This is a genomic window from Occultella glacieicola, from assembly GCF_004353825.1.
Lineage (GTDB): Bacteria > Actinomycetota > Actinomycetes > Actinomycetales > Beutenbergiaceae > Occultella > Occultella glacieicola.
This window is the reverse complement of sequence record NZ_SMNA01000009.1, coordinates 116,278-128,288: the sequence shown is the minus strand read 5'-3', so window position 1 is coordinate 128,288 and position 12,011 is coordinate 116,278. Positions and strand designations below refer to the sequence as shown.

General features: G+C 73.3%; 12 protein-coding genes. All 12 read right to left on the bottom strand.

Annotation, left to right across the window (positions count from 1 at the left end; all coding sequences use genetic code 11):
• Positions 1-100: 100 nt before the first annotated feature.
• Positions 101-1,267, bottom strand: a complete 1,167-nt coding sequence (lgt, locus tag EXU48_RS18160; protein WP_407938749.1) for a prolipoprotein diacylglyceryl transferase — start codon at positions 1,265-1,267, stop codon at positions 101-103.
• The gene (gene trpA / locus EXU48_RS18155) at positions 1,264-2,115 is read right to left on the bottom strand and encodes a tryptophan synthase subunit alpha (RefSeq protein WP_133109093.1); all 852 of its coding nucleotides are present in this window, start codon (positions 2,113-2,115) and stop codon (positions 1,264-1,266) included. The genes lgt and trpA overlap by 4 nt, the downstream gene beginning before the upstream one ends.
• Positions 2,112-3,401, bottom strand: a complete 1,290-nt coding sequence (gene trpB, locus EXU48_RS18150) for a tryptophan synthase subunit beta (protein ID WP_207947811.1) — start codon at positions 3,399-3,401, stop codon at positions 2,112-2,114. The genes trpA and trpB overlap by 4 nt, the downstream gene beginning before the upstream one ends.
• Positions 3,398-4,213: an indole-3-glycerol phosphate synthase TrpC gene (gene trpC, locus EXU48_RS18145; RefSeq protein ID WP_133109167.1), complete on the bottom strand. Its 816-nt coding sequence runs from the start codon at positions 4,211-4,213 to the stop codon at positions 3,398-3,400. The genes trpB and trpC overlap by 4 nt, the downstream gene beginning before the upstream one ends.
• 84 nt (positions 4,214-4,297) lie before the next feature.
• Entirely contained in the window at positions 4,298-4,711 is a 414-nt protein-coding gene (locus EXU48_RS18140) for a DUF2752 domain-containing protein (protein WP_133109092.1), read from the bottom strand.
• Positions 4,708-5,244 carry a DUF4190 domain-containing protein gene (locus EXU48_RS18135; protein ID WP_165962877.1) on the bottom strand — a complete coding sequence of 179 codons (537 nt, stop codon included), beginning with the start codon at positions 5,242-5,244 and terminating at the stop codon, positions 4,708-4,710. The genes EXU48_RS18140 and EXU48_RS18135 overlap by 4 nt, the downstream gene beginning before the upstream one ends.
• Before the next feature lie 7 nt (positions 5,245-5,251).
• Complete coding sequence (locus EXU48_RS18130; protein WP_235857117.1) at positions 5,252-5,554, bottom strand: HGxxPAAW family protein; 303 nt, start codon at positions 5,552-5,554, stop codon at positions 5,252-5,254.
• Between the two features lie 43 nt (positions 5,555-5,597).
• On the bottom strand, positions 5,598-6,254 hold the full coding sequence (locus tag EXU48_RS18125; RefSeq protein WP_165962885.1) for a Trp biosynthesis-associated membrane protein: 657 nt from the start codon (positions 6,252-6,254) through the stop codon (positions 5,598-5,600).
• A complete protein-coding gene (locus EXU48_RS18120; RefSeq protein WP_133109090.1) occupies positions 6,251-7,843 on the bottom strand; it encodes an anthranilate synthase component I in 1,593 nt (530 codons plus the stop codon). Before EXU48_RS18120 ends, EXU48_RS18125 begins: the two co-directional genes overlap by 4 nt.
• Positions 7,840-8,235, bottom strand: coding sequence for a phosphoribosyl-AMP cyclohydrolase (gene hisI / locus EXU48_RS18115; protein ID WP_207947818.1), 396 nt, complete (start codon positions 8,233-8,235; stop codon positions 7,840-7,842). Before hisI ends, EXU48_RS18120 begins: the two co-directional genes overlap by 4 nt.
• Positions 8,236-8,274: 39 nt before the next feature.
• The gene (locus tag EXU48_RS18110; protein WP_133109088.1) at positions 8,275-10,077 is read right to left on the bottom strand and encodes an ABC transporter ATP-binding protein; all 1,803 of its coding nucleotides are present in this window, start codon (positions 10,075-10,077) and stop codon (positions 8,275-8,277) included.
• The gene (locus tag EXU48_RS18105; protein WP_328591658.1) at positions 10,074-11,993 is read right to left on the bottom strand and encodes an ABC transporter ATP-binding protein; all 1,920 of its coding nucleotides are present in this window, start codon (positions 11,991-11,993) and stop codon (positions 10,074-10,076) included. Before EXU48_RS18105 ends, EXU48_RS18110 begins: the two co-directional genes overlap by 4 nt.
• Positions 11,994-12,011: the final 18 nt, after the last annotated feature.

Sequence of the window (12,011 nt, the reverse complement as noted above, 5' to 3'; positions counted from 1 at the left end):
TCCGCTGACCATCAGAGGATGCACGCCCCGTGTTTCCGATGTGTTACGGCCATGTGAATTGGGCGAAATACGGGTCGAACCGATGGTGCGCCCACCTGGCTCACCGACCGGGGTCGTCCTCGGGGAGCGGGTCCTTCGCACTGGCCCGGGTCCGGGTCTGCTCGAGGTCGCCGGGGCGCTCGACGGTCTCCGCGGGAGTCTCGTCGCTCATGTCGTGCTCCTCGGCGTCGGCGACCTGATCGCTCTCGGAGGTCTCGGGGGCCTCTCCTGCGTCGGCGGTGCCGCCGGTCCCGGCTGGGCCGGAGGCGTCGGATGCGCCGGCCTGGTCGTCGTCGGCCGCAGCGCCGGTCTCGGTGTCGTCATCCGTGTCGGCCTCGTCCGGTTCGCGACCGGGCAGCCACATCGATTCCTCCCGCCCGGGGTGGCGGCGGGAGATCACGATGAAGATTATCAGGGCGACCAGACCGACGATGATCGAGGTCCAGACGTTCAGCCGGAGCCCCAGCACCTCCTCGGCCTCGTCGATGCGCAGGTACTCGATCCAGACGCGGCCCAGGGTGTACCCGAACACGTAGAGCCAGAACACCCGGCCGTGCCCCAGCCGGAACCGGCGGTCGAGCCAGACCAGCACGCCGGCGAGAGCGAGGTTCCAGAGCAGTTCGTACAGGAACGTCGGGTGGAACAGGGTGCCGGCCGGGAAGTCCATGCCCTGGGCACGTAGGGTCCCCTCGGAGATCTGCAGGCCCCAGGGCAGCGTGGTCGGCGACCCGAACAGCTCCTCGTTGAAGTAGTTCCCGAGCCGGCCGATCGCCTGTGCCACCGCGAGCGCGGGAGCGAGCGAGTCCGCGAACGGGGCGAGCCGCAGGCCGGCGCGGCGCAGGCTGATCCAGGCACCGAGCGCGCCGGCCGGGATCGCGCCCCAGATGCCGAGACCGCCGTTCCAGATCTGGAGGGCGAGCCAGGGGTCACCGTTCGGTCCGAAATACGCGTCCGGGGACGAGAACACGTGGTAGATCCGCGCCCCGATGATGCCGAACGGCACCGCCCAGAAGATCGCGTCGAGGACGGCGCCCTCGGGTCCGCCGCGGGCCCGGTACCGACGGATCGCGATGAAGCCCGCCACCACGATGCCGGCCAGGATCGCCAGGGCGTAGGCCCGGATCGGGATCGGTCCGAGGTACCAGACCCCTTGTGTGGGGCTGGGGATGCCGCCGAATCCGCCGCTCGAACCTGCGGACTCGGCACTCACCCGCATCAGGATGTTCATCGCCGCGGACCACCGGACGTCAGCGGGCGGGCCGATCGCACGCCCTCGGCGAGTTCGCCGACGAGCCGGCGCAGGTCTTCCAGGGCCGCGTCGCGGTCCCGGTCCGGACGGATCAGGGTGCGCACGATCGCCGAGCCGACGATCACGCCGTCGGCGTAGGCGGCCACCTCGGCGGCCTGGTCACCGGTCGAGACCCCGAGGCCCACACAGACCCGTTCGGCACCGGCCGCCCGGGTCGCGGCCACCAGCGCCTCGGCCTTGGGGCCCACACTCGCGCGGGCTCCGGTGACCCCCATCGTGGAGGCCGCGTAGACGAAGCCCCGGCTTGCGGCGACGGTCAGGTACAGCCGTTCGGTGGTGGAGCTGGGCGCCACCAGGAACACCTTGTCGAGGTCGTGGGCCTCGGCGGCTTCGAGCCACTCCCCGGCCTCGTCCGGGATCAGGTCGGGGGTGATCAGGCCGGCTCCCCCGGCGGCGGCGAGGTCCGCGGCGAAGCGGTCCACCCCGTAGCGCAGCACCGGGTTGTAGTACGTCATCACGAGCGTCGGCGCCCCGGTCGAGGCGACCTCGCGGACGGCCCGGAGCACGTCGGTGGTCCGGGTGCCGCCCTCGAGGGCGGCCTGCATGGCCTCCTGGTTGACCACGCCGTCCAGGCCGGGGTCGGAGTAGGGCAGTCCGAGCTCGACGATGTCGGCGCCGGACTCGACGGCGGCCCGGGCCGCGGCGATCGAGCCGTCCACATCCGGGTAGCCGACCGGCAGGTACACCACGAGCGCGGCGCGGCCCTGCGCCCGGGCGTCGTCGATCGCTGCGGCGGTCGCGGACCCCGCGGTCTGGGTTCGGGTCATGCGCTCGTGCTCCCGTCCTCGTGCTCGCCCGTCGGGGCGTCGGAGTCCACGAGCCCGAACCACTCGGCCGCCGTCTCCACGTCCTTGTCACCCCGACCGGACAGGCTGACCAGCAGCACGGTCTGCGCCGGGTCGGCTCCGCCGGCCACGAGCTCACGCCCGAGCGTGATCGCCCCGGCGAGGGCGTGCGCACTCTCGATGGCGGGCATGATGCCCTCCGTACGGGTCAGCAGCCGGAACGCCTCCATCGCCTCCGCGTCCGTGACCGGCCGGTACTCGGCCCGGCCGATGCTCGCGAGCCAGGAGTGCTCGGGCCCGACGCCCGGGTAGTCCAGGCCGGCCGAGATCGAGTGGGACTCGATGGTCTGCCCGTCCTCGTCCTGGAGCAGATAGGTCTTCGCGCCGTGCAGCACCCCGGGGGTGCCGGCGCTGATGGTGGCCGCGTGGCGTCCGGTCTCGACACCGTCGCCGGCCGCCTCACAGCCGACCAGCCGCACGTCCGGATCGTCCAGGAACGCGTTGAAGATGCCGATCGCGTTCGATCCGCCGCCCACGCAGGCGACGACGGCGTCCGGGAGCCGCCCGATCCGCGTGGTGAGCTGCTCGCGGGCCTCCTCGCCGATGATCTTCTGCAGGTCCCGGACCAGGGCCGGGAACGGGTGCGGTCCGGCGGCGGTTCCGAACACGTAGTTGGTCGTCTCGACGTTCGCGACCCAGTCCCGGAACGCCTCGTTGATCGCGTCCTTGAGGGTCCGCGAGCCGGTGGTCACCGAGACCACCTCGGCGCCGAGCAGCCGCATCCGGGCGACGTTGAGCGCCTGCCGGCGGGTGTCCTCCTCGCCCATGTAGATCGTGCACTCGAGGCCGAACAGTGCGGCGGCGGTCGCGGTGGCCACGCCGTGCTGGCCCGCGCCGGTCTCGGCGATCACGCGTGTCTTGCCGACCTGCTCGGTGAGCAGGGCCTGCCCGAGGACGTTGTTGATCTTGTGTGAGCCGGTGTGGTTCAGGTCCTCCCGCTTGAGGAACACCCGGACCCCGCCGGCGTGCTCGGCGAACCGCGGAACCTCGGTGATCGGGCTCGGCCGACCGGTGTAGTCGCGGTGCAGCGCGGCCAGCCGCTCGACGAACCTCGGGTCCACGGAGAGTTTGTCCCACGCCGTCGAGAGGTCGTCGAGCGCGGCGATCAGGGCCTCGGGAACGAACCGGCCGCCGAAGTCCCCGAAGTACGGGCCGACGGCGTCCCGCAGCGCGGTCTCGGCGGCGGACCTGGGCGTCTGCTCGCTCACCGGCTACGCACCGCCCGAAGCGACGGATGGGTCCCGGCGGCGACCATGTCCTTGACGGCCGCACGTGGGTCGCCCTGGGTCACCAGGGCCTCCCCGACGAGCACCGCGTCGGCGCCCCAGCGGGCGTAGTCCATGAGGTCGTGCGGTCCCCGGACCCCCGACTCGGCCACCCTGACGATCCCGTCCGGGATCCGCGGGGCCAGTTCGGCGAACACCTCCCGACGCACCTCGAGGTTGTGCAGGTTCCTGGTGTTCACCCCGAGCAGACGAGCGCCGGCATCCACCGCCCGGTCCACCTCCTCGGCGGTGTGGGCCTCGACGAGGGCGGTCATGCCGAGCGAGTGCACCCGTTCGGTCAGGGAGGTGAGCACGGTCTGCTCGAGGGCCGCGACGATCAGTAGCACGATGTCCGCGCCGTGGGCCCTGGCCTCCCAGACCTGGTAGGGCGTGACGATGAAGTCCTTGCGCAGCACGGGCACGTCCACCGCGGCTCGGACGCCGTCGAGGTCGGCCAGTGAGCCACCGAACCGGCGGCCCTCGGTGAGCACACTGATCGCGGAGGCCCCGCCGGACTCGTAGTCGGCGGCCAGACCGGCCGGATCGGCGATATCCGCAAGGGCACCCTTGGACGGGCTGGACCGTTTCACCTCGGCGATCACCGTGACCGCATCGTCCGTCGCGAGCGCGTCCAGGGCGTTCTTGGCCGAGGGGCGAGCCGCTGCGCGTTCCTTCACCTGCTCGAGCGGTGTCGCGGCCTCGCGCACCGCGAGGTCCTCCCGGACCCCGGCCACGATCTCCTCAAGAACGGTCACCATCCGCCTCTCCCTTGGTCGGCCACCATCGTATGCCGAAACCTGACGGGCCCTGGACGCGTCTCACGTGGCCGGGGTGGGGCTTCAGAGCGGGGAGAGATAGGGCGCGAACGCCGGCAGGTTGCGCAGCAGCGTGAAGCCCAGCAGGCCGGCGCCCACCACGGGAGCCACCCACCCCGGTAGCGGACGGGCCGGGGCCGAGCGCCAGACCCGGACGAGCCACCAGAGCCAGCCCAGGGCGGCGAGCGGCAACACGATCGCGAGCACCGGGTTCGCGGCCCAGGCCCCGGCGAGGTCGCCGGTGGCCAGTGCGTGTGTGGTCCGCAGGCCCCCGCAGAACGGGCAGAACCACCCGGTCAGCCGCAGCATCGGGCAGAACCCGTAACCGCCGTCGTGCGGGTCCACCAGGGCGAGCAGCACCGTGGCGGCGGCCACGCCCGCGCCGATCAGCACCGGCGGTCGCCGGTCCCGGGTGGGCGCCGTGGCCTCCACGCTCACCCGTAGTAGCCCTGGGAGAGCGAGAGGAGGATCCAGAAGATGCCGCCGACGACGGCGATCACCCCGAGCACGATGGCGGCCGTGGCCGAGCCGCCGTTCGTCGCCTGGCCGGCCGCGGCCAGTGCGCGCCCCTTCGTGCCGTTGACGATCGCGGCGATGCCCAGGCCGAGCCCGACGAGCGGGATGCACGCGAGGAAGAAACCGACGATCCCCAGGACCAGGCCGGTGGTGGCGGTGCCGTTCCGGCTCGACGCGGACAGTCCGTAGTACCCGTGCGGCCCGGCGGTGTAGGGCGAGCCCTGTTGTCCGTACTGGGCCTGGCCGTACTGGGGTTGTCCGTACTGGTTCTGGCCGTACTGGTGCTGACCGTAGGCGCCGGGTGCCGGCGTGTCCCAGGGCTGCGGCCCTTCGACGAACGACCGGTCCGCGTCCGTGGGGCCCTGGTTCCGTCCGGAACCGGAGCTCTCGTACGGCTCCTGCGGGTCGTAGGGGTTCACACCGCCGCTGGACGGCGGCACGGGCGGGTAGGACATCGCGCCGCTACGCGTTCCGCCCGGAGTTCCGCTCGATCTGGCCGTAGCCCACGGCGCGCAGGATCGCGCTGGCCACGCACCCGGCGACGATGACGACGCCGCCGATCACGCCGAGCGTCACGTTCTGCAGGATGAAGGCGACGCCGACCACGAGGGAACCGACCACCCCGGCCCAGAACAGGGTCCAGCCGGCGACGGTGCGGCCGTGGTTGGACGGCGGGGCGGCCGGCAGGTTCTCGGCGGCGTAGTGCCCGCCGGCCACCGAATCCGCAGAGTGCCGCGTGGATTCGGTGATGGCTTCATTCGTCATGGTGCTCTGGCCCTTCGCGATGGTCGTGCTCGGCGCGACCAGACTACCGGTCCGGCCCCTCGCTCGGGTCCTCGCCCCGGCTCAGCGCGTCCCAGTCGTCCATCCGGGCGGTGCGCGCCGATCCGGTGGGCCGGTCGACGTCCGTCCCGGCCCGTTCCGGGGTGGTCGGCGCGGCAGCCGGACCGGCCCCACCCGAGCCGTCGCGCTCGTAGCGTCGTCCGACCCGGCCCCACCGCCCGACCAGGAACGGCAGCGCGATGCCGATCAGGAGGATCCCGGCGGCGACGCACGCAGCCAGGTAGGGCAGGACGGTGACGCTCGGCTCCCCGCTGATCTCACGGACGCCGACCAGTTCGCCCGCGGCCGCCTGTGCCGGCGTGGCCGGGTCCCGCAGGAACGCCAGCACGGACACCAGGGCCACCGCCCCGGCAAGGGCCACCAGCACGGCCGCGATCATCCGCACCACCGGCCCGGACAGGCCGAGGGCGAGCGCAGCGGCCAGGACCACGAGCGCGACCGAGCCTGCCGGCGGGACCGCGGCGGTGCCGGCCACGCTGACGGTCTCGGTCCCGAGGGTCGCCGCGACCGGTGCGGTGACCCAGGTGCCGAGGGTGGTGACCAGGAGCGCCGCCCCCGCGACGAGCAGGATCAGGACCGCCGGACCCCGGCCCAACCGACGGCGCCGGCTCGCGGGCGTCACGGTGCGATCGCCCCGATCCCGGCGGCGATCTGCACCGCCCGTACCGCGGCGGCGGCCTTGTTCCGGCTCTCCCAGTACTCGGCCTCCGGGACCGAGTCGGCGACCAGTCCCCCGCCGGCCTGCACGCTGGCCACGCCGTCGGAGATCAGCGCGGTCCGGATCGCGATCGCCATGTCCAGGTCACCGGCCAGGTCGAAGTAGCCGACCGTGCCGCCGTAGATGCCGCGGCGTGCCGGTTCCAGCTCGTCGATGAGGGCGATCGCCCGCGGCTTCGGTGCCCCCGAGAGCGTGCCCGCCGGGAACGTCGCCGTGAACACGTCCACCGCGGTCGACTCCGGGCGCAGCCGCCCGGTGACCGTGGACGACATGTGCATGATGTGGCTGTACCGCTTGATCTCCATGAACTCCACGACGGCCACGCTGCCGGGCTCGCAGACCCGGCCGAGGTCGTTGCGGGCCAGGTCCACGAGCATCAGGTGCTCGGCACGCTCCTTCGGGTCCACGAGCAGCTCGTCGGCGTGCTCGCGGTCCTGCGCCGGGGTGTCGCCCCGCGGGCGCGAGCCGGCGATCGGGAACGTGATCACGTCCCGGCCGGTCACCTTGACGAGGGTCTCCGGGCTCGAGCCGACCACATGGAAGTCGCCGAGCCCGTCCGCCCCGGGATCGCCGAGGTGCAGGAAGTACATGTACGGACTCGGGTTGATCGTCCGCAGCACCCGGTACACGTCCAAGGGGTCCGCGGCGCAGTCCAGTTCCAGGCGCTGGGACAGCACCACCTGGAACACCTCGCCGTCGGTGATCGCCTGCTTGGCCGCGAGCACCCCTGCCTCGAAGTCGGCCCGCTCGGTGCGGAACCGCAGCTCGGGCTCCTGCGCGGCCGCACCCTCGAGGGTGACCATCGCCCGGGACGGCGCCGGCGCCACGAGCGCGGCCGCCATCGCGTCGAGCCGGGCGACGGCGTCGGCGTGCGCCTCGTCGACCCGCTCGTCGGTGTCGTCGAAGTTGATCGCGTTCGCGATCAGCCAGACGTCGCCGGTGTTGTGGTCCACCGCCGCCATGTCCCCGACGAGGCACAGGGCCACCTCGGGCACGTCCAGTTCCTCGCGGGCCAGCCTCGGCAGGGTGGGCTCCCAGTGATGGATCACGTCCCAGCCGAGTGCGCCGACCAGCCCGCCGGTCAGCGGCGGCAGGCCGGGCAGCGCCGGGGTGTGCAGCACCCGCAGCGTCTCGCGCAGAACCTCGAGCACGTCACCGGTGCGGGGCACCGCGACCGGGACGTCGCCGTACCAGTGGGCCCGCCCGTCGACCTCGGTGAGGATCGCCCGGGAGGACACCCCCACGAAGGACCAGCGCGACCACACGCCGTCCGAGGCCGCCGACTCCAGGATGAACGTGCCGGCCCGGCCCGAGGACAACCGGCGGTACAGCCCCACGGGCGTGACGTCGTCGGCGAGGATCCGGCGCACCACCGGGATCACCCGCCGGTCGGCGGCCAGATCACGGAACCCGGCCGCGGAGGGCCAGGTCTCGCCCCAGGCGATGGCCGGCCCGGCGGAACCGTCCGGTGGGCCCGAGGGCGCGCCGCTCATCGGGTGGCCCCCGGGGCCCGGCCGGCGACCACGGCGCCGAGGTCGCCACCGGCCTCGAAGCAGGTGCGGGTGCCGGTGTGGCAGGCCGGGCCGACCTGATGCACCCGGACCAGCAGGGCGTCGCCGTCGCAGTCCAGCGCCACCGAGCGCACGTGCTGGGTGTGCCCCGACGTGTCGCCCTTGCGCCAGTACTCGCCCCGGGACCGGGACCAGTACCAGGCCCGGCCGGTGGTCAGGGTGCGGTGCAGCGCCTCGTCGTCCATCCAGCCGACCATGAGGACGTCACCGGAGGCGTCGTCCTGCACGACGGCGCAGACGAGGCCGTTGGCGTCCCGCTTCAGCCGGGCTGCGATCGAGGGATCCAGGGTGGTGGGGTTCGACACGCCCTCGATCCTCCCACGGCGGCGACGGGTCACGGACTACCGGGCTGCTCACTCACTGGCCGAGATCCACGTCGCGTGCATCCGCGCGTAGACCCCACCCGCGGACACCAGCTCCGCGTGCGGGCCGAACTCCACGATCCGGCCGGCGTCCACCACGACCACGAGGTCCGCGGCCTCGGCCGTGGACAGCCGGTGCGCGATCGCCACCGAGGTGCGCCCGGCGGTCAGTTCCGCGAGCGCGGTGTTGATCCGGTGCTCGGTCGCGGGGTCGACGGCGGAGGTCGCCTCGTCGAGGACGAGCACGTCCGCATCGGCGAGGTAGGCGCGCGCGATCGCGACGAGCTGCCGTTCGCCGGCGCTGAGTGCCTCGCCGCGCTGCCCGACGGCGGTGTGCACGCCGAGCGGGAGCGTACCCAGCCACCCGCCCAGGCCGAGCCGCTCGAGCGCGGAGGCGACGCCGTCGGCCTCCACTCCGGGCCGCCCGTAGGCGACGTTGCCGGCGATCGTGTCGTCGAACAGGAACCCCTCCTGCGGCACGATCACCACCCGCGAGCGCAGGTCCGCCAGCGCGAGGTCGCGCAGGTCGACACCGTTCAGGCGCACCGCGCCGGTCTCCGGATCCATCATCCGGGTGAGCAGCTTGGCCAGGGTGGTCTTGCCGGAGCCGGTCTCCCCCACGACGGCGACGCGGGCACCGGCCGGGATCGCCAGGTCGATGCCGTGCAGCACGGGTGCGGGCGACCCCGGGTAGGTGTAGGTGACGCCGACGAAATCGAGAGTCGCCGGGCCACGCGGGCCGGCCGGGACGGCGGCGTCGGGCTCGGTGATGTCCAGGGGGGTGTGCACCACGGAGATCACCCGGCGCCAGCCGGCGACGGCGTTCTGGAGCTCGTTCAGGACCTCGGTGGCGGACTGCACCGGGCCGGTGAAGATCTGCACCAGGAACAGGAAGGCGAGCAGCCCGCCCACGGTGAGGTCGCCGCCGATCCCCAGCAGGGTGCCGACGACCACGACGGCCCCCAGCGCCAGACCGGACAGCAGCACCCCGGAGGAGAACGCGAGCGACGCCCAGGTCTGCGCCCGGACGGCGGCGTCACGGTGTTCGCGGATCGCCTCGTCGAGGCGGCGCTGGGTGCGGGCCCCGGCGCCGTAGGAGCGGATCGTCTGGGCGCCGACGACCGACTCCGAGATCCGCCCGAGCAGCGCTCCGACCCGCAGCCGGACGGTGCCGTAGGCGACGTTCAGGATCCGCTGCGCACGCGGCGCGAGCACGATCATCGGGGCGAACGCCAGCCAGACCACGAGGGTCAGCTGCCAGGAGTAGAACAGCATCGCGACGGTCGCGCCGACGATCTGCAGCGTGGACAGCACCAGCTGCATCCCGCCCCACTGCACGAACAGGGAGATGGTGTCCACGTCGGAGGTGACCCTTGACACCAGCGAACCGCGCCGCTCGGTGTTCTGGGTCAGCACGGACAGGTCGTGCACGTGCCGGAACGCCCGCACCCGCAGCTGCAGCAGGCCGGCCTCGGCCGCGCGGAACAGGCGCACGTTCACCCACGTGGTGCACGCGGCGGCGGCGAGCAGACCGACGGCGGCGACGGCGCACAGCCGCAGCACGAGGCCGACATCCACCCCACCGGGGGCGAGGATGCCGGCGTCGGTGGTCTGCTGCACCACGACCGGGACGATCAGCCGCCCGGCAGTGGCGAGCACGGCGAGGGCCAGCGTGACGCCGATGCCCGTGCGCATGGCCGGCGAGAGGGCCACGCCGGCCCGGAGGGTACCGAGCACGCCGAGGTCGGAGGTGCTCTCGATCCGGGCGCTGGCGCCGGGGGTGGTCGCGGTCATCGGGCCACCCGCCGTTCGTCCCGTTGCTCGCGGCCACGCTGGTAGGCGGTCACCAGGCGCCGGTAGCCCGGGTCCCGTCCGAGCACCTCCTCGTGTGCGCCGGTGTCGACCACCCGGCCCCGCTCGAGGTGCACCACCGAGTCGGCGAGCAGGATCGTCGCGGTGCGGTAGGCGACCAGGACCACGGTCACGTCGCCGGAGGAGCGGCGCAGCCCGGCCAGGATGGCCTGCTCCACGAGCGGGTCGACGGCGGAGGTCGCGTCGTCGAGGACCAGGAGCCTCGGACGCCGGATCAGGGCGCGCGCGATCGCCAGCCGTTGCCGCTGCCCACCGGACAGGGACGCGCCGCGCTCGCCGATCACGGTGTCCAGGCCGTCCGGCAGTGACGCGACGAACCCGTCCGCCTGCGCGATCCGGAGCGCCTCCCAGACCTGGGCGTCGGTGTGGACCGGACCGGCGCCGTCGTCGTCGGGTCCGGGCCGGTCGGCGAGGGTGACGTTGCCCCGGACGGTGTCCTCGAACACGAACGCCGACTGTGCCACCAGGGCGATCGAGCCCGTCCGGTCGGCATCGGCGATCTCGCGGGCGTCGACGCCGTCGTAGCGGACCACTCCGGCCGAGGGATCCCGCAGCCGGGCGATGACGTCGACCAGGGTCGACTTGCCGGCGCCGGTGGAGCCGACGATCGCCACGGTGCGGCCCGGCGGCACGGTGAACGAGACGTCGGAGAGCAGGTCCACCTCGGTGGGCGCGCCGTCGGCGTCGTGGCTGGGCACCCGCACGCCGACACCGTCGAGGTCCAGCCGCAGACCCACGCCGGCGGAACCCGCGCCGCCCAGACGTCGGGAACCCTGGCCGAGGTACCCGCGGGCGTCGATGACCCGGGAGACCCGGTCGTGACCGACCAGCGAGCGCGGCAGGTCACCCAGGACGAACCCGATCGCGCGCACCGGGAAGGTCATCACGGTGAGCAGGTAGGCGGTGCTGACGACCGCGCCGGTGTCCACCACACCGGCCGCGACCCTGGTCGCCCCCACGGCCAGCACGCCGAGCGTGGCCAGCCCCGGGAGCAGGTCGATCACCGGGTCGAACACCGACCGGATCCGCCCGACCGCGATGTTCGCGTCACGCAGGGTGGCGCTGGCCGAGGCGAAGCGCCGCTCCTCGATCTCCTCGGTGCCGAGCGCCTTCACCACGGCGGCGGCCTCGAAGCTCTCGTGCGCGACGTCGGCGACGACCGCCCGCTGATGCTGCACGTGGGTGATCGCCGGGCTCATGTACTTCCGGTAGACGGCGTTCACGACGAGGACGAGTGGGAGCACGCTCACCCCGATCACGCCGAGCACCGGGTCCGCGGCGATCATGGCGACCCCGGCCACGATGATCATCGCGAGCACGCCGAGCGCGAACGGCAGCGGCATGAACACCCCGCCGGCGGCCTCGGCGTCGGCGTTCGCGTTGGAGAGCAACTGGCCGGCCGGGTGCCTGCGGTGCCACGTCATCGGCAGCCGGAGGTACTGCCGGGTGACCCGGCGCCGGTGCCCCGCCTGCACGTCGAGAGCCCCGATGCCGGCGTAGATCCTGCGCAGGGCCACCCCGACGGCGGTCACCACCCCGACCAGCAGCAACCCGAGCCCGGCCCACCAGATGGTGGCGCCCGCCACCCCGGACCCTTCGATCGCGGGCAGCACCACGCCGTCGGTGATGCGGCCGAGGAGCCAGCCCGAGGCGACCAGGCCGACGCCGTACACGACGCTCGCCGCGATCGCGATCGTGAACGTCCGCGGCTGCGCGGCGATGCCCCGTCCGATCAGCAGCAGGGACCGCCGGACCGCGCCGCCGGGCAGCGCGTGAGGGGGCGGATCGTGGGGGGCGGGCATGGCGGGATCGCCGTCTCCGGCGGGTTCTGCGGGCACTGGCCCTAGCCTACCCGT